At 66.2% G+C, this 23,774-nt stretch carries 22 protein-coding genes; 14 read left to right on the forward strand and 8 right to left on the reverse strand.

Annotated features, from left to right (window positions below; genetic code table 11):
• Nucleotides 1-140: 140 nt before the first annotated feature.
• Nucleotides 141-506 carry a hypothetical protein gene (locus Q0316_RS14210; RefSeq protein WP_298673615.1) on the reverse strand — a complete coding sequence of 122 codons (366 nt, stop codon included), beginning with the start codon at nucleotides 504-506 and terminating at the stop codon, nucleotides 141-143.
• Between Q0316_RS14210 and Q0316_RS14215 the strand changes: the two genes are divergently transcribed.
• Nucleotides 478-1,461 carry a right-handed parallel beta-helix repeat-containing protein gene (locus Q0316_RS14215; protein ID WP_298673618.1) on the forward strand — a complete coding sequence of 328 codons (984 nt, stop codon included), beginning with the start codon at nucleotides 478-480 and terminating at the stop codon, nucleotides 1,459-1,461. The genes Q0316_RS14210 and Q0316_RS14215 overlap by 29 nt on opposite strands.
• Before the next feature lie 8 nt (nucleotides 1,462-1,469).
• Here Q0316_RS14215 and Q0316_RS14220 read toward each other — a convergent pair whose 3' ends face one another.
• Entirely contained in the window at nucleotides 1,470-2,642 is a 1,173-nt protein-coding gene (locus Q0316_RS14220; protein WP_298673620.1) for an aminotransferase, read from the reverse strand.
• A gap of 223 nt (nucleotides 2,643-2,865) precedes the next feature.
• Between Q0316_RS14220 and Q0316_RS14225 the strand changes: the two genes are divergently transcribed.
• A complete protein-coding gene (locus Q0316_RS14225; RefSeq protein ID WP_298673622.1) occupies nucleotides 2,866-4,122 on the forward strand; it encodes an alpha/beta hydrolase in 1,257 nt (418 codons plus the stop codon).
• A gap of 88 nt (nucleotides 4,123-4,210) precedes the next feature.
• Here the strand turns inward: Q0316_RS14225 and Q0316_RS14230 are convergent, their stop codons facing one another.
• From Q0316_RS14230 to Q0316_RS14245, 4 genes are read right to left on the reverse strand one after another with little or no spacing between them, the layout of a single operon-like run.
• Entirely contained in the window at nucleotides 4,211-5,839 is a 1,629-nt protein-coding gene (locus tag Q0316_RS14230) for a M28 family metallopeptidase (protein WP_298673623.1), read from the reverse strand.
• Between the two features lie 36 nt (nucleotides 5,840-5,875).
• On the reverse strand, nucleotides 5,876-6,643 hold the full coding sequence (locus tag Q0316_RS14235) for an NYN domain-containing protein (protein WP_298673626.1): 768 nt from the start codon (nucleotides 6,641-6,643) through the stop codon (nucleotides 5,876-5,878).
• A gap of 30 nt (nucleotides 6,644-6,673) precedes the next feature.
• Nucleotides 6,674-7,156: a GreA/GreB family elongation factor gene (locus Q0316_RS14240; RefSeq protein WP_298673628.1), complete on the reverse strand. Its 483-nt coding sequence runs from the start codon at nucleotides 7,154-7,156 to the stop codon at nucleotides 6,674-6,676.
• Nucleotides 7,157-7,159: 3 nt separating this feature from the next.
• A complete protein-coding gene (locus Q0316_RS14245; protein ID WP_298673965.1) occupies nucleotides 7,160-9,088 on the reverse strand; it encodes a lytic transglycosylase domain-containing protein in 1,929 nt (642 codons plus the stop codon).
• A 179-nt stretch (nucleotides 9,089-9,267) separates the two neighbouring features.
• On the opposite strand from Q0316_RS14245, the gene dapA reads away from it, so the two are divergent.
• Genes dapA through Q0316_RS14295 form a run of 10 tightly spaced genes read left to right on the forward strand, consistent with a single transcriptional unit; the run spans nucleotide 9,268 to nucleotide 20,885 of the window.
• Nucleotides 9,268-10,149 carry a 4-hydroxy-tetrahydrodipicolinate synthase gene (gene dapA / locus Q0316_RS14250; protein WP_298673630.1) on the forward strand — a complete coding sequence of 294 codons (882 nt, stop codon included), beginning with the start codon at nucleotides 9,268-9,270 and terminating at the stop codon, nucleotides 10,147-10,149.
• A gap of 49 nt (nucleotides 10,150-10,198) precedes the next feature.
• The gene (gene smpB / locus Q0316_RS14255) at nucleotides 10,199-10,681 is read left to right on the forward strand and encodes an SsrA-binding protein SmpB (RefSeq protein ID WP_298673632.1); all 483 of its coding nucleotides are present in this window, start codon (nucleotides 10,199-10,201) and stop codon (nucleotides 10,679-10,681) included.
• Between the two features lie 20 nt (nucleotides 10,682-10,701).
• Complete coding sequence (locus tag Q0316_RS14260) at nucleotides 10,702-11,241, forward strand: DUF2062 domain-containing protein (protein ID WP_298673634.1); 540 nt, start codon at nucleotides 10,702-10,704, stop codon at nucleotides 11,239-11,241.
• 59 nt (nucleotides 11,242-11,300) lie between these two features.
• Nucleotides 11,301-13,334, forward strand: coding sequence for a M13 family metallopeptidase (locus Q0316_RS14265; protein WP_298673635.1), 2,034 nt, complete (start codon nucleotides 11,301-11,303; stop codon nucleotides 13,332-13,334).
• 60 nt (nucleotides 13,335-13,394) lie between these two features.
• Nucleotides 13,395-15,779 (forward strand): ATP-binding protein, encoded by a 2,385-nt coding sequence (locus tag Q0316_RS14270; protein ID WP_298673638.1) that lies wholly within the window; start codon nucleotides 13,395-13,397, stop codon nucleotides 15,777-15,779.
• A gap of 40 nt (nucleotides 15,780-15,819) precedes the next feature.
• Nucleotides 15,820-16,170, forward strand: coding sequence for a response regulator (locus tag Q0316_RS14275; RefSeq protein ID WP_298673639.1), 351 nt, complete (start codon nucleotides 15,820-15,822; stop codon nucleotides 16,168-16,170).
• Between the two features lie 45 nt (nucleotides 16,171-16,215).
• Nucleotides 16,216-17,937, forward strand: a complete 1,722-nt coding sequence (ilvD, locus tag Q0316_RS14280; protein ID WP_298673640.1) for a dihydroxy-acid dehydratase — start codon at nucleotides 16,216-16,218, stop codon at nucleotides 17,935-17,937.
• Complete coding sequence (locus Q0316_RS14285; protein WP_298673641.1) at nucleotides 17,918-18,325, forward strand: hypothetical protein; 408 nt, start codon at nucleotides 17,918-17,920, stop codon at nucleotides 18,323-18,325. The genes ilvD and Q0316_RS14285 overlap by 20 nt, the downstream gene beginning before the upstream one ends.
• Nucleotides 18,322-19,701 carry an NAD(P)H-hydrate dehydratase gene (locus tag Q0316_RS14290; RefSeq protein WP_298673643.1) on the forward strand — a complete coding sequence of 460 codons (1,380 nt, stop codon included), beginning with the start codon at nucleotides 18,322-18,324 and terminating at the stop codon, nucleotides 19,699-19,701. The genes Q0316_RS14285 and Q0316_RS14290 overlap by 4 nt, the downstream gene beginning before the upstream one ends.
• On the forward strand, nucleotides 19,692-20,885 hold the full coding sequence (locus Q0316_RS14295; RefSeq protein ID WP_298673646.1) for a class I SAM-dependent RNA methyltransferase: 1,194 nt from the start codon (nucleotides 19,692-19,694) through the stop codon (nucleotides 20,883-20,885). Before Q0316_RS14290 ends, Q0316_RS14295 begins: the two co-directional genes overlap by 10 nt.
• On the opposite strand, the gene truA is transcribed toward Q0316_RS14295, so the two are convergent.
• Entirely contained in the window at nucleotides 20,857-21,603 is a 747-nt protein-coding gene (gene truA / locus Q0316_RS14300) for a tRNA pseudouridine(38-40) synthase TruA (protein ID WP_298673648.1), read from the reverse strand. The genes Q0316_RS14295 and truA overlap by 29 nt on opposite strands.
• Complete coding sequence (fmt, locus tag Q0316_RS14305) at nucleotides 21,600-22,505, reverse strand: methionyl-tRNA formyltransferase (RefSeq protein ID WP_298673649.1); 906 nt, start codon at nucleotides 22,503-22,505, stop codon at nucleotides 21,600-21,602. The genes truA and fmt overlap by 4 nt, the downstream gene beginning before the upstream one ends.
• Before the next feature lie 56 nt (nucleotides 22,506-22,561).
• Between fmt and recR the strand changes: the two genes are divergently transcribed.
• Both recR and def read left to right on the forward strand, forming a co-directional pair.
• Nucleotides 22,562-23,158 (forward strand): recombination mediator RecR, encoded by a 597-nt coding sequence (gene recR / locus Q0316_RS14310; protein WP_298673651.1) that lies wholly within the window; start codon nucleotides 22,562-22,564, stop codon nucleotides 23,156-23,158.
• A 31-nt stretch (nucleotides 23,159-23,189) separates the two neighbouring features.
• On the forward strand, nucleotides 23,190-23,729 hold the full coding sequence (gene def / locus Q0316_RS14315) for a peptide deformylase (protein WP_298673652.1): 540 nt from the start codon (nucleotides 23,190-23,192) through the stop codon (nucleotides 23,727-23,729).
• Nucleotides 23,730-23,774: the final 45 nt, after the last annotated feature.

A 23,774-nucleotide genomic window follows, 5' to 3' on the forward strand; every position in this document is an offset into this window, starting at 1 on the left:
CGAGAGATTCGAATCACACCCGGCGCGACAGCGCAATGAAACCCGCCGCTGATCCATGATTCGAAGGATCAGCGGGAACGACACAATCCTGTAGTCTCCGACGATGCCTTTCGCATCGTCCTCGCGGCGGTGACCGCGAGTTAACGACTCGTCCTTAAAAAGAGCTGCATGAAGCACAGGCTATACACGGCGCTTGTGGCGCTGATTCCGCTGGCTGGCTGCGGCGGCACGAACGCTGCCACCGATACTGGCTCCATTATATCAATCGCGGCGCCCCCCGCGGGGAACGGGCCGAATAAATCGCCCATACCGATACCCCCGACAACACCCACGACGACGCAACCCTCAACGCCGGCGCCGACAACGCCGGCGCCGACAACGCCGCCAACAACAACAACAACAACAACGCCGCCGGCGGATGTCACCCCTTCGCCCGCTGCGCCCGGCACGCCGGTCAGCGCGGCGGAATGGATCGCGATGCTGAAGGCGGCGAAACCCGGCAGCACGATCGATCTTGGCAACCGGCCCGTGACGTTCGAGCGCTACAGGGGGCTTGCGAATGTCACCATCAAAGGGGGCATTTTCGGCGCGATCACGCTCGATCAGTGGCAGAATGTCACTTTTTCGGGGACTCGCTTTACCCCCGGCGCGACCGACGATCCTCGCGGCCCGCTGGTGCTGACGTATCAGCCCGACGGCCTGCACTTCATCAATACGACATGGGTTGGGCGGAACACCCCGGACGGGCAGTTGGCCTATGCCTCGATCAGCGCGCGCGGCGGCAACAATGTTACTGTCCGGAAATCGACGTTCACCAATATGGCGAACTTCATGGCGTTCCTCCGCACGACCAACGTGGAAGTATCGGACAGCGTGTTCCAGAACGTGCGCGAGGGTGTTCAACTCGTGGGGGGAACCACCGCGCTGATAACGCGGAATCACTTCGGCCCCTATCGACCGGCGCCTGGCGACCATGCGGACGCGGTGCAGCTATTTACCGCCGGTTTGACGCTCGCGGACGATCACGGCGCGCGCGATGTGCTGATCGAGGACAATTTCATTGATCCAGGCCCCGATTTTCACACGCAGGGCGTTTTCATGCGCGACGAGGCGGGACTCTACAACTTCGGGCGCGGCTATTCGAACATCACGGTTCGCAACAATCTCCTGATTGGCACGGGATGGCACGGCATCAGCGCGCAGGATCCGGTCCAGAATCTGCTGATCGACAGCAACAAACTGCTGATCCGCATCAATGGCGACGGCGTGACCGACAATTGGATCATGGTTAAGGCCGGCGGAGGCATTGTGCGTAACAATTACGCGGGCAGCTTTTTGCTGTCAGCGAGCGTAACGTCGAGCGGCAATACAGTCGTTGCGAGAGCGGCAACAGTCTCGGAGATATCCTCCGCGATAGCCGCGTATACACAAAGGGTGCAGGCGGCAGCGGCCAAGCAGTAAATGCCGCGTCAGGCGTGGCTGGCGGCTCTCTGATCCGCCAGCCATTTCCCGAGCCTGCCCCCGGCTTCGGCCAGAACGTCGTCCGGCTTGGCGAAGCAAAGGCGGACAAGGCCGGGTGGCGCAAGGCTGCTTATGTAGAATGGCGAGAGCGGGATGCTGGCGACCCCGGCTTCGTGCACCATGCGGCGGGCAAGCGCATCGCCATCGCCGCATATCCCGGAGGCATTGAGATCGACCGTCACGAAATAGGTGCCCTGGCTCGGCAAGGTCGTGAAGCCGGCCCTTGTCAGCAAGGCGACGAGATAGTCGCGCGAGCGTTCGAGCGCGGCGCGGGAGTGGATGAAGAAATCATCATCGAGGCCGAGGCCATGCGCCACCGCGATCTGCAGGCACGGCGGGGTGGTGAAGGTAAGGAACTGATGCGCGCGGGCGATCGGTTGCAGCAGCCCCGGCGATGCGATGACGAAACCCACCTTCCAGCCGGTCAGGCCGAAGATCTTGCCCGCCGATCCGATTTTCACCGCGCGTTCCGCCATGCCGGGTAAGCCGATCATCGGCACATGCGCCGCCTGATCGAATATCACATGTTCCCAAACCTCGTCGCAGATCGCGATGAGATCGTGCGCGACACATAAGGCGGCGAGCGCTTGCAGTTCCTCCCGAGTGAACACGCGGGCGGCGGGATTGTTGGGGTTGTTCAGGACGATCGCGCGCGTGCGTGGCCCGATCGCCGCCGCGACATCGCCGATCGGCAAACGCCAGTCGGGCGGTTGCAGTGTAACGGCGCGCGCCACGCCGCCGGCGCGCTCGATCAGTGGCCGGTACGCATCGTACATCGGCTCGAACAGGATCACTTCGTCCCCCGCCGAGACGATCGCGAGCAGCGCCGCCGCGATCGCCTCGGTCGCGCCTGAGGTGACGAGCACATTCTGCGCGCCGATATCGAGTGATTGAAAGCGGCGGTAATGCGCGGCCACCGCCTCGCGCAGTATCGGCAGGCCGGACGAGGGCGGATATTGGTTCGGCCCCGCCAGCACCGCCTCCGCCGCGGCTTGCAGCAATTCCGTCGGCCCGACCGAGTCCGGGAAGCCCTGGCCGAGGTTGATCGCCCCGGTCTCTCGGGCAAGCGCTGACATTTCCTCGAAGATCGTCGTGGCCATCGTGGCGTAAACCGGATTCACCGTGTCGATCCTTGAGGTGGAGCGGGGCAATCCCGATCGCGTAGCAGAATTCAGCGCCCGGCGGGCCGATTCGATATTTGGAGGAATGACCGATCGTTACCGTTGCGTAGCGATGCGATCCTCCGCAATAACGCCGATCCGTTTTTGGCCGGGGTGATTGTCCGAGGTGCGGGAGGGGATGAAGGAATTGGTGGCGCGAAGGGGCGCAGGTTGGCGTGTGTCGTTGGCGCTGATCCTTGGTTCGATGATCTCCGGCACGGCGTCGGCAGCTTGTGCTCCGGGCGCTTACGGCGACGGGCCTGACGATTTCGTCGTGCTTGGCGGGCCGGCGTCCGCGCCCGCGTCGGGGCAGCGATATATCTTCCGGGACGGGCGGCGCGGAGCCACGGGCGATGCGCTGTCCCCGGTCAAATGCGTTGGCGACAGCGCCGCTTATACCGCGCCGGACGGGCAGGTGAAGCAATGGCCCCGGATGGCGACGCGCGAGACCGATGCGAGCTTCAACAGCGCGGCAACGCGGTTGACCGGCCAGTTGATCGAGCCGCCGGGGCCGCCCGATCCAAAGCGACCGCTGGTCGTGCTGGTCCATGGATCGGAGCGGACGATGGCGGTGGCGGCGATCTATGGCCACATGCTGGCGGCGCAGGGCATTTCGGTCTTCGCCTATAACAAGCGAGGAACCGGCACCTCGGAAGGCGAATATACGCAGAATTTCGAATTGCTTGCCGACGATGCCGCCGCCGCGCTGGGGCAGGCGCGGCGCATGGCGGCGGGGCGCTTCGGGCGCGCGGGGTTTTTTGGTGGCAGCCAGGGCGGCTGGGTCGCGCCGCTCGCGGCCACGCGCTCTCAGGCAGATTTCGTCGCGGTCGGCTTCGGGCTTGTCGTCTCGCCGATCGAGGAGGATCGCGAGCAATTGCTCGACGAGGCTCGCGCACTGCACCTCGATGCGGGCGCGACGGCACAGGTGGAGCGTCTTTCGCGGGCGACCGCGCGCTTGATGCGGACGCATTTCGCGGATGGTTTCGATGGTCTTGCGCAAGTCCGGCGCGAGATCGGCGATGCGCCATGGGCAAAGACCATCGCGGGCGAATATAGCGGCGACATGCTCCGTATGAGCGATGCCGATTTGCGCCGCATCGGCCGCGCGCGCTTCGACAATCTCGAACTGATCTGGGACTATCCGGCGGAGGTGGCGCTGCGGAAGCTCAAGGTGCCGTTGCTGTGGGTTCTCGCGGCGGAAGATCGTGAGGCGCCGATCGCCGCAACGCGGGCCGTGCTATCGCATCTCCGTGCAGCCAGGCAGCCGATTGACACCTATCTCTTTCCCGATACCGATCACGGCATGGTCGAATTCCGCAGCAACCCCGATGGAACCCGGACATATACCCGGATCACCGATGGTTATCTGAAGCTTCTCGCCGACTGGATCAAAGGCGATGTCCACGGCGGATACGGTCGCGCCGAAAAGCTCGCGCGCTGACCGCATCGGTCCGCGTGGCAGCGGGATAGCGATCGCCGACGAAGCGGCATCCCGACAAGCGATCGGGTGCCGCTTCGTCCGGGCGCGTTTACCGGCGCTCGCCCGCGCTCCGGTTGCGTAGCGCGAGGAATTCGCTGCCCGCGCTCCACGTCGGCCATACGCCCGCCTTCGATAATTGCTTGCCCATCGTGAAGAACAGATCGACGTCCTGCGCCGCGCCGCTCAGGTTCCAGTCGGCAGACCAGGTGTCGCAGGTCTTGTGGTAGCAGGCCATATAGGCATCGAGCCACTTCTGCCCGGCGGAAAGGCCACCCGTCTTCAGGTCCGGTGCGCCGCCCAACGCCATCAGGATCATCGAGGGCACGCCGTGCCGCACGACGGAGAAATGGTCCGCACGATAGAACAGCCCGCGCTCGCTCGCGGTTTCGGGGGTGATCGTCCGCCCCTGCGCCCTGGCGGCGGAGGCGAGCAGCGTGTCGAGCGACGAATTGCCAGCGCCCACCAACGTCACATCCTTCGCCGGCCCCGCGGTCTGAAGGATATCGAGAGTGAGGTTCGCGGCGGTTTTTGCCAGCGGATAGATCGGATGCGCGGCATAATATTCGGAGCCGAGCAGCCCGCGTTCCTCGCCAGTCCACAAGGCGAAGACGAGCGTGCGCTCCGGCTTCGGCGCGGCCTTGAACAGGCGCGCCAGTTCCAGCACGCCGGCGGTGCCGAGCGCATCATCGTTCGCACCGGGGCGAAGCGTTTTGCCGCTGGCATCCGGCGGCCCCTCGCCATAGGCATCCCAGTGCGCGCCGAACATCACGGTTTCGTCAGGCCGCTTCGTGCCGGGGATTTTCGCCAGCACGTTGGCGCTCTCGATCCGCTCCGCCGTTACGGCGAGGTCGGCGGAGAAACGCGGCTTCATCTCGACCGGGCGGAACGACGCCGAGCGCGCCGCGACGCGCAGCTTGGCGAGATCGAGCCCGGCGGCCGCGAACAGCCGATCCGCCGCGTCATGCGCGAGCCAGCCCTGCAACGGCACGCGCTGATCGTCCGCCCCGCGCACGATATCGTAATTCTCGCCGTTTGAGGCATTGGCGGTAGACCAGGGATAGCCCGCCGCATCGGTATCGTGGACGATCAGCGCCGCCACCGCGCCGCGCCGCGCCGCTTCCTCATATTTATATGTCCAGCGACCGTAATAGGTCATCCGCTTGCCGCCGAAGCGCCCCGCCGCGTCTTCGCCGGGTTTCGCGACGAAATCGGGGTCGTTGACGAGGAACACTGCGACCTTGCCGCGCACATCGACGCCCTTGAAATCGTCCCACTTCGCCTCGGGCGCGGAAACGCCGTAACCGACGAATACCATAGGCGCGTCCTTGATCGCGATATGGGGATTGTCGCGCACGGTGGTCATCGCCACGTCCGTCCCCTGCACCAGCGGCATATCGCCCGCGCTGATCGTGCCGCCCGTGATTCGCGTGTGGATCAGCGGCACCTGCTGCACCCAGCGGCCATCGCTCGCGCCGGGTTCGAGGCCGAGCGTCTTGAACTGCTGCACCAGCCAGTCGATCGTGGTTTTCTCGCCGGGGGTGCCGGGCGCGCGACCGCCGAATTCAGGCGAGGCGAGCGTTCGAACCATGTCCGACAGGTGTTGCGGATCGGTCTGCGCCGCGGCTGGAATAGCCAGCGTCAGCGCGGTGGAAAGGGCGAGGAGGGGAAGAACGCGCATGATAACTCCCAGGGGGCACAAGCCCGATCAGAATGGTTAGCGAAGGCGGCGGACGAAGACGCGGCCATCATCCCGACGCTCCGTCGCGAAATTGGGGACCGACTGGATCAGGTCCGACAGGCGCTTGAAGCCGTAATTGCGCACGTCGAAGCTCGATCGGTTGGCGGCGAGCTGGCCCATGGCGGAAAGGCTGACGAAGCCGCGCTCGTCACGCTTCACATTGTCATATGCGTCGATCAGCAGCTTCACCAGTTCGGGATCGACATCAACCTTGCGCCCGCCGTTGCTGGATTGGGCCGGCGATGCGGCGGTTGCCGGCGCGCTGCTGGCCGAGGCGGGGGGCGCGGCGGGGGCAGGGGCCGCCATCAGCTTGTCTACGTCGATGAACCGGGTGCACGCTTTCTGGAATGCCTCCGGCGTCTTGCTCGATCCGAAGCCGTACACGTCGTGCCCGTCCTGCCGGATGCGCATCGCCAGCGGCATGAAATCGCTGTCGGAAGACATGATGCCGAACGCCTGCACCCGCCCACGATAGAGCAGGTCCATCGCGTCGATCGTCATCTTCATGTCCGTGGCGTTCTTGCCTTTGGTGAGATCGAACTGCTGCTGCGGCTCGATGCCGTATTTCACGGTCATGTCGCGCCAGCCCTTCAGCCCCGGCTTGGTCCAGTTGCCATAGACGCGGCGGATGTTGACGCTGCCCAATTCCGCAAGAACGGTGAGCACCGGGTCGATCGCGTGCCACGATGCGTTGTCGGCGTCGATCAGCAGCGCGACATTATGATTGGGGTTCTCATCGGCCATATCGCCTGATCGACTTCGCGGCGGCGATCGTCAACCGTTCGGGTAAGCGATCGCCATCACCTCATATTCGCGCTCGCCGGCGGGCAGCGACACGCGGCGCAAATCGCCGATCGCGGCACCGCGCAGCGCACGCGAGAGCGGGGCGTTCCAGCCGATCCTGCCCGCGCCCGCATCCGCTTCGTCATCGCCCACCAACGTGAGCGTGCGGTGATTGTCGTCCTCGTCGGCGATCGTCACCGTGGCGCCGAAGAACACCCGGTCGCGATCGGGCGCCCGCGCGGGATCGACCACCTTGGCCGCCTTCATCCGGCGGGACAGCCAGCCCAGCCGGCGGTCGATCTCGCGCAGGCGCTTGCGGCCATAGATATAGTCGCCATTTTCCGATCGGTCGCCGTTCCCCGCCGCCCAGGCGATCGTATCGAGCAGCGCGAGGCGCTCCTTGCCGAACAGATCGTCATATTCGGCGCGCAGCGTGGCATAGCCGGCGGGCGTGATGTAATTGGGGCGATCCATGGTTCAGCCTCGCCGCGACCGCCCGAGATACCAGCTCAAATTCGCCGGCCCCCGGCTGCGCGCGCGCGGCGGGTTCATCAGATCATAGACCACCGCATTTTCCAGCACACGCTGGACATAGTTGCGCGTCTCGCTGAACGGGATCGCCTCCACCCAATCGACCATATCGACCGATCCGGTGCGCGGATCGCCGTTCGCCGCGAGCCATTTGTTCACATTGCCGGGGCCGGCGTTATAGGCCGCGATCGCCAGCGGATAGCTGCCGAACCGGGCGAAAATACGCTGGAAATAACTCGATCCGAGCTGGATGTTATATCCAGTGTCGGTGGTCAGCGCGCCGACGTTATAGGCCAGCCCCATTTTCGCGGCCTGTTCGCGCGCGGTGCCGGGCATCAACTGCATCAGCCCGCGCGCGCCCGCGCCCGACACCGCCATGCGATCGAAATTGCTCTCCTGCCGCGCGATCGCGTGGATCATCGTCCATTCGTCTTCATAACCCGCGGGCACCGCGACGATCGGGAAGCCGGTGGCGCTATATTCGGTCAGCCCGTTCTGCATCGCGCTGCGCCCGACCAGCACGCCAAGATCCGGGCGGCCAAGCGAGCGGGACAGTTCGTCCGCCAGCAGGTGATCGGAATCGCTCGTCGCATCGAGGGCGATCTGCTTCAGAAACTGGGTCTGATCCTGCCACGCGTTGATCGAGCCAAGGAATTGCGCGGCGCGCACCACTTCCTTGTTGTAGAAGGCGGCGCGGGCCGTCGGGTTGATCGGCGTGGTATCATAAGCGGGAGGGGCGACCAGCGCCCGCCCGAGATGTTCGTTGGCGAGCTGGCCGTAATATTGATCGCGAAAACCCGCGGCATGATTGAACAGCGCGCCGGCATCGCCCGCGCGACCGGCCTTTTCCGCCGCGCGGGCGGCCCAGTAGAATCCCTTGGCGCGGGTTTGCGGCGCCACGCTGCCACGACCGTAACGCTCGAACAGCGGCATCGCGTCCGCCGGGCGGTTCAGCTTGTTGAGCGCGGTCTGGCCGGCGAGCCACACCAGATTGGTATATTGGTCGCGCTCGCCATAGGATTTGGTCGAAACGTCGGTGCCCGCCGGATAGGCATCATCCACCTGCCGCGCGATGTCATAAGCGGTCTGCCATTGGCCGTCGTTCGCCGCGCCGCGGGCGTTCGCGTAAAGAACGAGGTAGAATTTCTCGGGGTTTCCCGGTCGGTTCATCCCCGGCGCGCGGGTGCGGGCAAGCCATGCGCGCGCGTCGATCGGGGAGGTGCGCCCGAGCCAGGTGGCCTTGTCGGCGATATAGCCCGCGTCGCGCTCTCCGATCGGATCATATTGCCGGGCGAGGTCGGCGGCACTGGCCGCGCCGCTGCGGAAGGCGAGCCGCGCCTCGAACAGCGGGCGTTGCGACGAGGAGGTGAGATTGATCTGGCGCGCCGCCGCGCTGGTGGCGCCTTGCCACAGCAGCGCATCCATTCGCGCATCCTGATCCTCTGCCCGCAGCGCACCGCCGAATTGCTGGACAAGCGCGCTCTCGTCGCTCGGCGACAGCACGCCGCGCCGCCATGCCAGCCGCGCCGCCTCATTCGCCTGGGCCATCGCGCCGGTCGACGCGAGCGCCTTGGCATAAGCGAGGCCGCCGGCGGCGGATTGCGGCGGGAAGCGGCGGAAATAGGCGACCAGCGCGCTAGCGGACCCGGTGCCGGCTGCGGCCTGCCGCTCCGCCGCGCGTCGGTTCGCGGCTTCGCCGGGCCAGCCGGGGTGCGCGAGCAGGAAAGAGGCGTAACTATCGAAAGGCAGCGCGTCGGTCTGTTGCAGCGCCTTCCATTGCGCGATCGGCTGCGCCAGCCCGGCGGGGTTGACGCTCACTGGCGGCGGGACGACGACGGGGCGCGTCTCCACCTGCGCCGTGCGCGCATTGGCCATGCGCGTGGCGTGAGAGTCATCCTGATCCTGCGCGAGCACGAGGGCCGCGCCGGCCGCTGCGAACAATCCGATCAAAGCACCTGCCTTCAATCCAGTCACCGTTATGGACAGACTAAAGGGTAAACCCGTATCTGTCCTGAACGAACCTACCATCTTCGCGCATTCAGGAACGCAAAATCATGTTTTCCGGCTCAATTCCGGCGCTCGTCACGCCGTTCGACGCGCATGGCGAATTCATCGAATCAGCTTATCGTGATCTTGTCGAATGGCAGATCGCCGAAGGATCGGCGGCACTGGTGCCGTGCGGCACGACCGGCGAGGCCGCGACTCTCACCAAGGACGAGCAATTCGCGATTGTCCGCATCTGTGTCGATCAGGCGAAGGGGCGCGTGCCGGTGATCGCGGGCGCGGGATCGAACGACACGCGCGTCGCCGCCGCCAATATCGCCGCCGCGAAAGAAGCCGGTGCTGATGCCGCGCTGATGGTGCCGCCATATTACAACCGCCCGTCGCAGGAAGGCATCTATCAGCATTTCGCGGCGCTGGCGCCGCAGGCGGGCTTGCCGATCGTGCTCTACAACGTGCCTGCGCGCACGGTGACCGATATCCAGCCGGAAACCCTGATCCGTATCGTTGCCGATTTCCCGAAGGTGTTCGTCGCGGTGAAGGACGCGTCCGGCGTGCTCCAGCGGGTGTCGCAGCACCGCGCCGCGCTGGGTGAGGGATTCTGCCAGCTTTCGGGCAATGATGATCTGGCGCTCGGCTATAATGCGATGGGCGGCGTGGGGTGCATTTCCGTCACCGCCAATGTCGTGCCCCGGCTGTGCGCCGATTTTCAGGCGGCCTGCGCTGCCGGAAATGCCGCCAAGGCGCTGGAACTGCACGACAGGCTGTTCGCGCTCCATGTCTCACTGTTCACCGATGCCTCGCCCGGCCCGGTGAAATATGCGATGACGAGGGTACGCCCCGGCTTCCCCGATGGTTTGCGCCTGCCGATGACCTGGCCGGGCGAGGCTTCGCGAAAAGCGGTCGACGCGGGGCTGGCGCGGGCGGGGCTGTAAGCTTCGCCCCTTGCCGCCGGGGGCTTCGCCACCCTACATCGCGCGTCTTATGTCCCGTCCCAAGCCCGCCACCTTCGACAAGAAGAAGATCGTCGCCGAGAACCGGCGCGCCCGGTTCGAATATTCGATCGAGGACAAGTTCGAGGCGGGGATCGTGCTGACGGGCACGGAGGTGAAGTCGCTGCGTTTCGGCGAAGGCTCGATCGCGGAAAGCTATGCCGAGGTGAATGAAGGCGGCGTGTGGCTGATTAATTCGAACGTGCCCGAATTCAGCCACGGCAACCGTTTCAATCACGAGCCGCGCCGCCCGCGCAAACTGCTGCTGCACGAGCGCGAGATCAACAAGCTGCACGGCGCGGTGGCGCGTCAGGGCATGACGCTTGTGCCGCTCTCGGTTTATTTCAACGGGCAGGGGCGCGCGAAGGTCGAGCTTGCGCTCGCCAAGGGCCGCAAGGATCATGACAAGCGCGCGGCGATCAAGGAACGCGAATGGAAGCGTGAGGCCGGGCGCGTGCTGCGCGAGCGCGGCTGATGGCATCGCGAGCACCGGGCATGTGGCAGCGGTTCGCCGCATGGTGCCAGCGCAATCTGCCGACCCGCGAATCGATGGAGAACAGCCGATTGCTGCGCCCGGTGGCGCACCGCGTGCTGGCCCCGCATCTCTGGCGGTTCACCCGCCGCTCGGTGCCGCGTGGCGTGGCGCTCGGGATGGTGACGGGCGTCCTTTTTCCCGTCGCGCAGATTCCGTTTTCCGCGCTGCTCGCGCTGCCGCTGCGCGCCAATATTCCCGCCGCCGCGCTCACCACGTTCGTGACCAATCCGATCACCACGCCGCCCTTGTGGGTCGCCGCTTACTGGATCGGGAAATGGGCGCTCCATATCGACAGCGCGTTGCCCGGAGATCCGGTGCGCGATGCGGTCGAATCGGGCTGGATGCAGTGGCTGTTGTCCGATGCGGCCCCGGCCACCGCCACGGGGCTGCTGATCGTGACGGCGACGTTCGCGATCGGCGGCTATTTCCTGTCGGCGCTTGGCTGGCGGCTGTGGATCGGGCGCAAGTGGAGCAATCGTCGCATTCGTAACCAAGATTGACGAGGCGTGTTATCGGCGTAAATCACGGGGCATTCTGAAAGATTGAAGGGCTTCCCCAGATGCGTTCGATCATCCTTGCCTCCATGCTTGTCTCGGTTGGGGCCGCTGCGGTCGCGCAGACCGCGCCGCAATCAGCGCCCGCCGATCAATCCCGCCCGCAGATCGGCGATTTCGGTTTCGACATGAGCGGTCGCGATCCGTCCGTCCCGCCGGGGAAGGATTTCTACGATTACGCGAACGGCGATTGGCAGAAGGTGACGCAGATTCCGGCTGATCGCGCCGCTTATGGCATGTTCCACAAGCTGCAGGATCTGTCGCAACAGCGCCTGCGCACGTTGCTGGAGGAGGTGTCGAAGCAGCCGGGTAACAAGTCGGGCGATTTCTACGCGAGCTTCATGGACGAAGCGACCGTCAACGCGAAGGGCGCGGCGCCGATCAAGCCGTGGCTGGCCGCGATCAGGGCGGTGAAGGACAAAAGCGGCCTCGCCGTCGAGGCGGCGCGGATGCAGCGCAATGGCGTGTCGGGCCTGTTTCAGGTCTATGTCGGGCAGGACGACAAGAACCCGGATAACTATATCGTCAGCCTCGCGCAGGGCGGGTTGGGGCTGCCCGACCGGGATTATTATCTGAAGGACGATCCAAAGCTCGCCGAAGCGCGCGCCGCCTATCAGGTGTATCTCGCGAAGATGCTGACGCTGGCTGGCGAGTCCGACGCGGAAAAACGCGCAGCGGCGGTATTCGCATTCGAGAAGGCGCTCGCGAACGCGCATTGGACGCGGATCGAAAGCCGCGACGCGGACAAGACGTATAACAAGTTCGCTTTCGCCGATCTCGCAACGCGCGCGCCGGGCTTCGCCTGGGGCGATTTCGCCAAAGCGGCGGGGATGCCGGCCACCGGGGATTATCTCGTCGCCCAGCCGAGCGCGCTGACCGGCGAGGCGAAACTATGGGCGACGACGCCGCTCGCGGTGCTGAAGGATCATCTGATGCTGCGCACGATCAGCAGCTATGCGCGGTTCCTTTCATCCGATTTCGACAAGGCGCGCTTCGCATTCTACGGAACCACGCTGTCCGGCACGCCGGAGCAGCCGGCGCGGTGGAAACGCGGCAGCGATCTCATCAAGGATGAACTCGGCGAGGATATCGGGCGCGCCTATGTCGCGAGATATTTCCCGCCCGAGGCGAAGGCGGCGGCTGACGAACTGGTGAAGAATCTGATCGGGGCGATGGGCGCCCGGCTCAGCAAGCTCGAATGGATGGCGCCGGAGACGAAGGAGAAGGCGCTCGCCAAGCTCGCCGCCTTCCGCCCCAAGATCGGCTACCCGGCGAAATGGCGTGATTATTCGAAGCTTCAGGTGGTGCGCGGTGATCTGTTCGGGAATGTCGCGCGCGCTAATGCGTTCGATTTTCAGCGCGATCTCGATAAGCTCGGCAAGCCGGTGGACCGTGACGAATGGTTCATGACGCCGATGGAGATCAACGCATATTACAACCCGGCGATGAACGAGATCGTCTTCCCCGCGGCGATCCTCCAGCCGCCGTTCTTCGATCCCAAGGCCGATCCGGCGGTGAATTACGGCGCGATCGGCGCGGTGATCGGGCATGAGATCAGCCACGGCTTCGACGATCAGGGCCGCAAATACGATGCGACGGGCAAGCTGACCGACTGGTGGACGCCGCGCGATGTGGAGCGGTTCAAGAGCTTCACCGACAAGCTTGTGGCGCAATATGACGCGTATGAGCCGCTGCCGGGCCAGCATATCCAGGGCGGCCTGACGCTGGGTGAAAACATCGCCGATCTCGCCGGGCTGACCGTCGCGATCGACGCCTATCACAAGACGCTCGGCGGCAATCCCGCGCCGGTGCTGGATGGCACGAGCGGCGATCAGCGCTTCTATCTCGGCTGGGCGCAGGTATGGCGGATCAAGGAGCGGGAGCCGGCGTTGCGCCAGGCGCTGCTGTCCGATCCGCACGCGCCGGGCCATTGGCGGGTGCTTACCGTGCGCAATCTCGATCCGTGGTATTCGGCGTATGATGTGAAGGCGGGTGACGCGCTTTACCTCTCGCCTGAGGCCCGCGTTCGTATCTGGTGATCCTCTCCGCCGCCCGCACGCGCTTGACGTGTGGCGGGCGGCGAAGGATCACCCACGATCATGGCATCCCGATCGCTCGCCCCGCAGATATTGCTCACCCCGCGCGCAGCGTTGCTGATCGCGGTGGCGGCTGGCGTGCTCGCTGCGCTTCTCGTGCTGTGGCTGGTCGGGGATCGCGCGTTCGCGGGCGCCTTTCTCGCCACCGCGATCGTGGCGGGCGGGGCGGCTGTCGCGTGGCGCTCGCTTGCCGGCGCACGCGGCGATATCGTGCACGAAGTCGATTGGGGGCTGGCGCGCGCGATCGCGCAAACCTCTGGCGAGGCGATCGCGGTTACGGATCGCACCGGGCGGCTGGTATGCGCGAACGATCTGTATGAGGCGCTGTTCGACGGTTTCCCGACCCCGCCGGCACTGTCGCTGAGGGAGGAGGATGACGCATCGCTTGCCGTCGCCGGGCGGGCGGCGTGGCGCGACGGGGAGGCGCGTGCCGAACATATCCGGCTGGAGCATCAGGCCGTCAACGTCGCTATCGTCCGCGCTGGCGAGCGGCAGGACATGTTGATCTGGCGCTTCGAGCGTGCGGCGGATGCGAGCCGCGCCGATCGCCTGATCCATGCGCTCGATGGCGAACTCGGCGACCGGCTTGGCGCGGCGGGCATCATGGCGGCGATGATCGCCCCGGACGGGCGCATTCTCTCCGCCAATCCGGTGTTTCGCCATCGTGCGCTCGGCGGCGGCGGGGGAAGTGCCGCCGGCATGGATTTCGCGCGCTTCCTGATTACCGACAGCCGCGGGCTGGTCCGTTTCGAGCGCGAAGGGCTGGACGGAAACCCGCTGCGCCTGGTGCAGGTGCCGTTCGCTGACGGCGACAATGGCCCGATCCTGATCGCGATGCTCGATGACGAGGATCTACCGGCCACCGATGGCGCGACCGCGACGAGCCATATCAACACGCTCGTCTCGCTGATGCCCGTGGGGATCGCGCTGGTCGATCGCGAGGGGCGCTTCGTTCAGATGAATGACGTGTTCACCCGCGCCGCCGGAATCGATCCCGCCGCTCCGCCGCTCTATCCCGGCGATCTCGTGGTGCGCGAGGACAAGGCGGCTGTGGCCGATGCGGTGCGGCGCTTCGCAAACGGCGCGGCCCAGTCCAGCGACATGGCGGTGCGGCTGCGCGATCACCCGGACGAGCCGATCGCGTTGACGATCGCCGGTGCGCGCGGCCTTGGCGCGGCTGCCGTCGTGCTGAGCCTGAAGGACAATAGCGAGGAATCGCGCCTCAAACGCGAGGTGGCGCAGGTCACCAAGATGCAGGCGGTGGGCCAGCTCGCCGGGGGCGTGGCGCATGATTTCAACAATATCCTGACCGCGATCCTCGGACATTGCGATCTGATGCTGATGCGTCATTCGCCGGGCGACAGCGATTATGACGACATTCAGCAAATCCGCAGCAATTCCAATCGGGCCGCGGGGTTGACGCGGCAGCTGCTCGCCTTTTCGCGCCAGCAGACGCTTCGCCCGCAAATCCTGCAATTGCCCGATGTGGTTTCGGAAGTGTCGAACCTGCTCAAGCGGTTGCTGGGCGAAACGGTGACGCTGAACGTCAGCCACGGTCGCGATCTCGGCCCGGTGCGCGCCGATCCGGGGCAGCTCGAACAGGTCGTCGTCAATCTCGCGGTGAATGCGCGCGATGCGATGCTCTCGCGCAATCCGCACGGCGGCGGCACGCTGACGATCCGCACCCGCGCGGTCAGCGTCGCGGAGGTGCGCGCGCGGGGCAGCGACATCATGCCGGCGGCCGATTATACCGCGCTCGAAATCTCCGATACCGGCACCGGGATTCCGCCTGAGGTTTTGCCCAAGATTTTCGAGCCGTTCTTCACCACGAAGGAAGTCGGCAAGGGAACCGGGCTTGGGCTTTCCACCGTTTATGGCATCGTCAAACAATCCGGTGGCTATATCTTCGCGGATTCGAAGCCGGGGCAGGGCGCCACTTTCACGATCTATCTGCCGGTGCACAACAGCGGGACGGTGGCGCCCGTTCGCGCCGCGCCGCGCCCGCGCCAGGCCGATCTGTGGGGAACGGGCACCGTGTTGCTGGTGGAGGACGAAGCGATGGTGCGCGCGGTGGCGGAACGCGCGCTGTCGCGGCAGGGCTATACGGTGCTCAGCGCCGAAAACGGGGAGGTGGCGCTGGAACTGCTCGAAACCTGCCAAGCGCCCGATCTGCTGATATCGGACGTTGTGATGCCGACGATGGACGGGCCGACGATGGCGCGCCACGCGCGTGAGCGATATCCGCAGCTCCCGATCCTGTTCATGTCGGGCTATGCCGAAGAGCAGCTTCGTCGGTCGATCGATCTGGAGAATGTATCCTTCCTGCCGAAGCCCTTTTCGGTGCAGCAGCTTGCAGAGGCGGCGCGCGACGCGCTGACACAGGCATGACGAGCTTGCGTCGCGGGTTGTGCTTGTTATGGCCCGGCGCATGACCCAGCAAATCCTGATCGTCGAGGATGAACCGCTCATCGCGATGATGCTGGAGGATTTTCTCGATGCATTGGGAAAAGGCTGCGCGGGCACCGCGGATTGCAGCGCGGAGGCACTGCCGCTGATCGAGGCCGGCGCGGTCGATTGCGCGATTCTCGATGTGAATCTGCGCGGCGGGGAAAAGAGCTGGGCGATCGCGGACGCGCTGGCCACCGCCGATATCCCGTTCGTGTTCGCGACGGGCGGCGGCGAGGAAACGATCGTCAATCGCCATCGCGAACGCCCGCGCCTGATGAAACCGTTCACGATGGAGGGCGTGGAACAGGCGCTGAACCGGCTTCTTGCCTGATGCAAAGGGTTGCGCGGGTGCGGCACGCGGCCTAGCGAAGCCGGCATGACGCATCAATTCGACAAGTCTCGCCTGCCCAGTCGGCATGTTTCGGTGGGTCCGGAGCGTGCTCCGCATCGCAGTTATTACTATGCGATGGGTTTGACCGAGGAGGAAATCGCCCGCCCGTTCGTGGCGCTCGCCTCCGCCGGTAACGACAGCGCGCCGTGCAACACCACGCTCGATGCACAGGCGGATGCCGCGCGTCGCGGGGTGGAGCAGGGCGGCGGCACCCCGCGCCGCTTCAACACGATCACCGTGACGGACGGGATCGCGATGGGCCATCAGGGCATGAAGTCCAGCCTCGTCAGCCGCGAGGTGATCGCCGATTCGGTCGAACTTTCGGTGCGCGGCCATTGTTATGACGCGCTGGTCGGCTTCGCCGGGTGCGACAAATCTCTGCCGGGCATGATGATGTCGATGCTGCGGCTCAATATCCCGTCGATCTTCGTTTATGGCGGGTCGATCCTGCCCGGTCGCTATCAGGGCCGCGATGTGACGGTGGTGGACGTGTTCGAGGTGGTCGGCAAATATGCCGCGCACGCCTGCCCGATCGAGGAAGTCCACGCGCTGGAAAAGGTCGCCTGCCCAGGCCATGGCGCGTGCGGCGGCCAATATACCGCTAACACCATGGCATGCGTCGGCGAGGCGATCGGATTGTCGTTACCGAACAGCAACATGGTTCCGGCACCTTATACGTCGCGTGAACAGATTGCGGTGGCGGCGGGCGCGCAGGTGATGGAGCTTCTGGCGAAAAACATCCGCCCGCGCGACATCTGCACCCGCGAGGCGTTCGAGAATGCCGCGCGCATCGTGGCCGCGACTGGCGGCTCCACTAATGGCGCGCTCCACTTGCCGGCGATGGCGAACGAAGCGGGGATTGATTTCGACCTGTTCGACGTGGCCGAACTTTTCAAGACCACGCCATATTGCGCGGATCTAAAGCCCGGCGGGAAATATGTCGCCAAGGATATGTATGAGGCGGGCGGCGTGTACATGCTGATGAAGACGCTGCTGGCGGAGGGGCTGTTGCACGGCAATTGCCTGACCGTCACCGGGCGAACGCTGGGCGAGAATATCGACGAAGTGACGTGGAACCCCGATCAGAAGGTGATCTATGACGCGAAGGCGCCGATCACCCCCACTGGCGGCGTCGTCGGGCTGAAGGGCAGCCTCGCTCCGGAGGGCGCGATCGTGAAGGTCGCGGGGATGCACCGCCTGCAGTTCGAGGGGCCGGCGCGCTGCTTCGATTGCGAGGAAGAAGCGTTCGAGGCGGTCGAGAAGCGGGAGATCGTCGACGGGCAGGTGGTGGTGATCCGCTACGAAGGGCCAAAGGGCGGCCCCGGTATGCGGGAAATGCTTTCCACCACGGCTGCGCTCTATGGCCTTGGCATGGGTGAAAAGGTGGCACTGATTACCGATGGCCGTTTCTCAGGCGCGACGCGCGGTTTCTGCATCGGCCATGTCGGCCCGGAGGCCGCCGAATGCGGCCCGATCGCGCTGGTCGAGGATGGCGATACGATCCGCATCGACGCCGAGGCGGGCACGATCGACCTGCTGGTCGACGAGGCGGTGCTCGCGGAACGCCGCGCGCGCTGGAAGCCACGCGAGAACGATTATGGCTCGGGCGCGCTATGGCGCTACGCGCAGAATGTCGGCCCGGCGCGCAAGGGCGCGCTGACCCATCCCGGCGCGACAGCGGAGCGCCATGTTTACGCGGATATCTGATCGCCGCGCCGCTGCGATCATTCTCGCTGCGCTCCTGACGGGGTGCGGCGCGCGCGGTGGCGATGGCAATGCCTTCGCCGCGATTGAGCGGGAACATCGCGACCTGACCGGCGGCAAGGGCGATCTCGATTGCGCGACGGCCGACGCTCACGCCTTTACGCGATCCTGCGTGCTGGAGCGGGAGCAGGGCGACCGCGGGTTGATCCTCACCATGCGCCATGCGGATGGCGGTTTCCGGCGCCTGCTGGTGACGAAGGACGGGCGTGGTGTCGTCGCGGCGGACGGGGCGATTCCAGCGGAAGTGACGATCACCGGCGCGAATCAGATCGAGGTAAGGCTTGGCGAGGATCGCTATCGCCTGCCCGCGACGATCGGCGCCAAACCATGACGCCGCTTGACGGCAAGGCGATCCTGACCGCTGCGGAGATGCGCGCGGCGGAGGATCGCGCCATCGCGGCGGGTACGATAGTCGAGGCATTGATGGAGCGCGCCGGCGCGGCGGTGGCGGAGCAAGTCCGCCGGCTCGCGGGTGATCGGGGCGTGCTCATCCTGTGCGGCCCCGGCAATAACGGCGGCGACGGCTATGTCGCGGCGCGGATATTGGCGGCTGGCGGCCACGCGGTTCGGGTGGCCGCCAGCGGCGAGCCGCGCAGCCCGGCGGCGATTGCCGCGCGCCGCCGCTGGCAAGGCCCGGTCGAGCCGCTCGTTTCCGCGGAACCGGCGCCGGTGCTGGTCGATGCGTTGTTCGGCACCGGCCTGACGCGCGGGCTGGAGTGCGAAACCGCCGCGGCGCTTGCCCGGCTGGCGGCGGCGGCATCGCTGTCGATCGCGGTCGATCTGCCGAGCGGGGCTGCGACCGATGACGGGCGGTTGCTATCCGCTACGCCGGTTTATGATCTCACGCTCGCGCTGGGGGCGCTCAAGCCATCACATATGCTGCTTCCGGCGGCGGCCCGATCAGGCAGTCTCATGGTGCTCGACATTGGTGTTTCGGTGGCGAGCGCCGCGACCGTGCTTGTGCGCCCGAAGCTGGCGGGGCCAACGCCTCAGGCGCACAAGTACAGCCGCGGCATGGTCGCGATTATCGCTGGAGCGATGCCGGGTGCCGCTACGCTGGCGGCGATTTCGGCGGCGCGCGGCGGGGCGGGATATGTGCTGCTGCTCGGCGGCGCGACCGATCTTTTGCCCCATGCCGTGGTGCGGCGGCGTTACGACGCGGCCTCGCTGGCGGATGTGCGCATCGGCGCATTGGTGATCGGGCCGGGGCTGGGCCGCGACGATCGTGCGCGTGAGCGGCTGAGCGATGCCCTTGCCTCGGATCGGCCATTGGTTATCGACGGCGATGCGCTCCGGCTTGTAAGGGCGGAGGAGATCGCCGCGCGCACCGCGCCGACGATCCTCACCCCACATGCGGGCGAATTCGATGCGTTGTTCGGAAAGAGCGGCGCGAGCAAGATTGAACGTGCGCGTGACGCGGCGAGAGCCAGCGGCGCGGCGATTGTTTTCAAAGGGGCCGATACAGTGATTGCAGCACCCGATGGCGCGGCACAGGTTGCCCCTGCTGCGCCGGCGTGGCTTTCCACCGCCGGCACCGGCGATGTGCTCGCCGGGGTGATCGCCGCGCGGCTCGCCGTCGGTGGCGATGCCATGGCGGCGGGCGAGGGTGTGTGGCTTCATGGCGAGGCCGCGCGCCGCGCGGGCGCCGCGTTCATCGCCGACGATCTCGCGCGGCATTTGCCGGAAGCGATCGCGACATGCCTGTGAGCGAGATCGTTCGCATCGGCGCGCGCGGCGACGGCGTCACGGTGGACGGCAGGCATGTCGCGTTCACCGCGCCGGGCGATGTGGTGCGGGAGGACGGCGCGATCATTCCCGGTCCGCATCGCGCGACACCGCCCTGCCGCCACTTTCCGGCGTGCGGCGGGTGCCAGCTTCAGCATCTCGACGATATTGCCTGGGCGGGGTTCATCACCGATCGCGTCTCATCCGCGCTCGCGGCACAGGGGCTGACGACAGAGATTCGCCCGCCCGCGCTTTCCCCGCCGCGCACTCGTCGACGTGCCACCTTGCATTGGGAGCCGGCGGGGCGTTTCGGCTTCACGGGCGAGAAAAGCCACGCGATCGTCGATCTTGCGGAATGCCATGTGCTGGCGCCCGAACTGTTCGCGATCGTCGCGCCGCTCAAGCGATTGCTCGGGCGGCTGCGCTTGCGGCGGCGGCTCGATATCCACCTCGCGCTCGCCGATCAGGGCGTTGACGTGCTGATTTCGGGTGTGGTGCCCGAGGGGCTGGAGGCGGCGGAGGCGATCACCGGCTTTGCCGAGCAGCACGGATTGGCGCGGCTGGCCTTCGATGCCGGCTTCGGTCCCGAGGTGCGGTGGGAGCCGGATGCGGTAACGGTCACGCTGGGCGATCTGGCGGTCCCGCTGCCCCCGGCGGGGTTCCTTCAGGCGACGCGTGAGGGGGAGGCGGCGCTGGTCGCGGCGGTGCGTGAGACGATCGGAACCGCGCCGACCATCGCGGATCTGTTCGCGGGCCTGGGCACGTTCGCGCTGGCATTTCCGGCGAAGGTCTATGCGGCGGAAGGGGGGCGGGATGCGGTGCTGTCGCTGAAGGCCGCCGCCGGGCGGGCGCAACGCCCGGTGTTCGTCGAGCACCGCGATCTCTATCGTCGACCGCTGACACCCGCCGAACTGGATCGCTTCACCGCCGTGGTGCTCGATCCGCCGCGTGCGGGTGCGCGCGAACAGGCCGAGGCTCTGGCGGCGTGCAGCGTGCCGGTGATCGGCTATGTTTCATGCAATCCCAGCAGCTTCGCGCGTGATGCAAAGATGATTTGCGAGGGCGGCTACACGCTCGAATGGGTGCAGCCGGTCGGCCAGTTCCGCTGGTCAACGCATGTCGAACTTGCAGCCTGCTTCACGCGGGCGGATAATCAGCGCCGATGAAATAAAGCCCGTCGGGCGGCGCGTTATAGCCAAGCGCCGCGCGGTCGCGGGCCTCCAGCGCGGCGCTCACATCGTCGGCGGACCATTTGCCCTGACCGACCAGCGCGAGGCAGCCGACCATCGAGCGCACCTGATGATGAAGAAACGAGCGCGCGGAGGCGAATATGTCGATCCGGGTGCCGTCCGCCACCACGTCGAGCCGATCGAGCGTTCGAAGTGGGCTGTCCGCCTGGCAATGCGCCGAGCGAAAGGTGGTGAAGTCATGCCGCCCGATCAGCCGCTCCGCCCCGGCGCGCATAGCCGCGACATCCAGCGGCGGCGCTACCCGCCACGCCAGGCCATGCTCGAACGTGAGTTGGGCGCGCCGCATCGAAATGGCGTAGCGATAGTGGCGCGCGACGCAGGAGAAGCGCGCGTGCCAGTCGTCCGCCACCTGCTCCACCGCGAGCACCGCGACCGGCGCCGGGCGCACCCGCGCGTTGAGGGCCTCCATCAGCCGGAACGGGGTGATCGCTTTGCCAATATCGACATGCGCGCGCATCGCCGTGGCGTGGACGCCGGCATCGGTGCGACCAGCGGCGTGGACCACGGCCTGCTCGCCGGTGACCGCGAACACCGCTTCCTCCAGCGCCTGTTGAACACTGGGGCCGTGCGCCTGTCGCTGCCAGCCCATGAAGGGGCGGCCATCGAATTCGATCGTCAGCGCGAATCGCGTCACAATATCGTACCCGCCGGTATCGCGAAGCCGCGCAGCAGTTCCTCAGCGGTCATCACACCGCGACCGGCGCGCTGGACGAGCAACGGGCGTATCGCGCCGGTCGCGCAGGCGATGGTGAGGTTTTCGTCGAGAACGGTGCCGGGCGTGCCGGCCCGATCGTCTTCCGTCGTGGCCGCGAGCAACCGAACCCGTTCGCCGTTCACCTCGAACCACGCGCCGGGTGGATTGAACGCGCGCACCTGCCGCTCCACCGCCGCAGACTTTTGCGTGAAATCCAGTCGCGTCTCGTCCTTTGCGATTTTCGCGGCATAAGTGATACCGTCCTCCGGCTGCGCGACCGGCGGGTAAGCGCCCGGATCGGCAAGAACCTGCGCCATCAGCCGCGCGCCGAGCAGCGCCAGTTCGTCGGTCAACTCGCCCGTCGTCTTGCCATGGATCGGCGTGCGCCCCTCCAGCCGCACCGGGCCGGTATCGAGCCCGGCCTCCATCTGCATGATGCCGACCCCGGTTTCCGCGTCTCCGGCGAGGATCGCGCGCTGGATCGGCGCCGCGCCGCGCCAGCGCGGCAATAGCGAACCGTGGACGTTGAGGCAGCCGAGCCGCGGCGCATCGAGCACCGCGCGCGGCAGGATCAGCCCATAGGCCGCGACCACCGCCACATCCGCATCGAGCGCGGCAAATGCAGTCTGTTCATCCGGCGATTTCAGGCTGACCGGCGTGCGCACCGGAATCCCCCGCTCCTCCGCCCGCCGCTGGACAGGCGAGGGGATCAGTTCACGCCCGCGCCGCCCGCCGGGGCGCGGCGGCTGGCTATAGGCGGCGACGATTTCGTGGCCCGCATCGGCCAGCGCATCGAGCGTCGGCACCGCGAAGGCTGGCGTTCCCATGAAGATGATCCGCATGGGCTTGCTCTCGACACGCTGGCGGCGCGGCGCGCAACCCCCTATCTGTTCCGCTTATGGCATCGCAGGAGATCGAGGCGCTGACGAGCGCACTGGCGCGGCTTCCCGGATTGGGGCCGCGATCGGCGCGCCGCGCGGTGCTGCATCTGGTGAAGAAACGCGAGACGGCGCTGGTGCCGCTGCTCGCCGCGCTGACGCGGGTGGAGGAGCGGCTGGCGACCTGCTCGGTCTGCGGCAATGTTGATACGACCGATCCGTGCGCGATCTGCGCCGATCCGCGCCGCGATCCGCGCGCGCTGTGCGTGGTGGAGGAAGTGGCGGACCTGTGGGCGCTGGATCGCTCGCGGCTGTTTCCGGGGCGGTTCCACGTGCTCGGCGGCCGGCTCTCCGCGCTGGAAGGGGTGCGGCCGGAGGATCTGGCGATCGATTCGCTGATTCGCCGGATCGAGGCCGGGGGAATCGACGAGGTGGTGCTGGCGATGAACGCGACGTTGGAGGGCCAGACGACGGCGCATTATCTCGCCGAGCGAATCGAGCGTTTCCCGGTGCGGGTGACGCAGCTTGCCCATGGCCTGCCGGTCGGCGGCGAACTCGATTATCTCGATGAGGGTACGCTGGCGCAGGCGCTGCGCGCGCGGCGCCCGGTTGCTTGACGATCGCGCCCGGCGCTCCTAGCTCACACCTATGTCCGTATTGCCCATCGTAGAGATTCCCGATCCCCGCCTGCGCCTGGTTTGCGAGCCAGTGGAGGCGGTGGACGATGGCGTTCGCGCGCTCGTCGCCGATATGTTCGACACGATGTATGCCGCGCATGGCATCGGCCTCGCCGCCAGCCAGGTCGGGGTGATCCGCCGCGTGATGGTGGTCGATCTTCAGGAACGCGAGACCGAGGAAGAAGACGCCAAACCCGAGGCGAAGCGCGATCCGCGCGTTTTCATCAACCCGGAAATCCTGTCGGTCAGCGATGAAATGTCGACCTACAGCGAGGGATGCCTCTCGATTCCCGAGCAATATGCCGAGGTGGAGCGCCCCGCGCGCTGCCGCGTGAAATGGCTCGACGAAAATGGCGCCGCGCATGAGGACGAATTCTCCGGCCTGATGGCGACATGCGTGCAGCACGAGATCGACCATCTGAACGGCGTGCTGTTCATCGACCATATCTCGCGCCTGAAGCGCCAGATGCTGGTCAAGAAACTCGATAAGGCGCGCAAGGCAGCCGCCTGAATCCTTTGCAGCGGCGTATTTGTCTCACTTGAGCGTTCTGCCGTG

The organism is uncultured Sphingomonas sp. (assembly GCF_937871615.1).
GTDB lineage: Bacteria > Pseudomonadota > Alphaproteobacteria > Sphingomonadales > Sphingomonadaceae > Sphingomonas.

Excerpts from the sequence above, each read along its gene's own strand:
- Q0316_RS14215 (WP_298673618.1), top strand. The coding sequence starts at position 478 with ATGCTGAAGGCGGCGAAACCCGGCAGCACGATCGATCTTGGCAACCGG.
- Q0316_RS14230 (WP_298673623.1), bottom strand. The coding sequence starts at position 5,839 with ATGCGCGTTCTTCCCCTCCTCGCCCTTTCCACCGCGCTGACGCTGGCT.
- Q0316_RS14235 (WP_298673626.1), bottom strand. The coding sequence starts at position 6,643 with ATGGCCGATGAGAACCCCAATCATAATGTCGCGCTGCTGATCGACGCC.
- Q0316_RS14240 (WP_298673628.1), bottom strand. The coding sequence starts at position 7,156 with ATGGATCGCCCCAATTACATCACGCCCGCCGGCTATGCCACGCTGCGC.
- Q0316_RS14245 (WP_298673965.1), bottom strand. The coding sequence starts at position 9,088 with ATGGCCAATGCGCGCACGGCGCAGGTGGAGACGCGCCCCGTCGTCGTC.
- dapA (WP_298673630.1), top strand. The coding sequence starts at position 9,268 with ATGTTTTCCGGCTCAATTCCGGCGCTCGTCACGCCGTTCGACGCGCAT.
- smpB (WP_298673632.1), top strand. The coding sequence starts at position 10,199 with ATGTCCCGTCCCAAGCCCGCCACCTTCGACAAGAAGAAGATCGTCGCC.
- Q0316_RS14260 (WP_298673634.1), top strand. The coding sequence starts at position 10,702 with ATGTGGCAGCGGTTCGCCGCATGGTGCCAGCGCAATCTGCCGACCCGC.
- Q0316_RS14265 (WP_298673635.1), top strand. The coding sequence starts at position 11,301 with ATGCGTTCGATCATCCTTGCCTCCATGCTTGTCTCGGTTGGGGCCGCT.
- Q0316_RS14270 (WP_298673638.1), top strand. The coding sequence starts at position 13,395 with ATGGCATCCCGATCGCTCGCCCCGCAGATATTGCTCACCCCGCGCGCA.
- Q0316_RS14275 (WP_298673639.1), top strand. The coding sequence starts at position 15,820 with ATGACCCAGCAAATCCTGATCGTCGAGGATGAACCGCTCATCGCGATG.
- ilvD (WP_298673640.1), top strand. The coding sequence starts at position 16,216 with ATGACGCATCAATTCGACAAGTCTCGCCTGCCCAGTCGGCATGTTTCG.
- Q0316_RS14285 (WP_298673641.1), top strand. The coding sequence starts at position 17,918 with ATGTTTACGCGGATATCTGATCGCCGCGCCGCTGCGATCATTCTCGCT.
- Q0316_RS14290 (WP_298673643.1), top strand. The coding sequence starts at position 18,322 with ATGACGCCGCTTGACGGCAAGGCGATCCTGACCGCTGCGGAGATGCGC.
- Q0316_RS14295 (WP_298673646.1), top strand. The coding sequence starts at position 19,692 with ATGCCTGTGAGCGAGATCGTTCGCATCGGCGCGCGCGGCGACGGCGTC.
- fmt (WP_298673649.1), bottom strand. The coding sequence starts at position 22,505 with ATGCGGATCATCTTCATGGGAACGCCAGCCTTCGCGGTGCCGACGCTC.
- recR (WP_298673651.1), top strand. The coding sequence starts at position 22,562 with ATGGCATCGCAGGAGATCGAGGCGCTGACGAGCGCACTGGCGCGGCTT.
- def (WP_298673652.1), top strand. The coding sequence starts at position 23,190 with ATGTCCGTATTGCCCATCGTAGAGATTCCCGATCCCCGCCTGCGCCTG.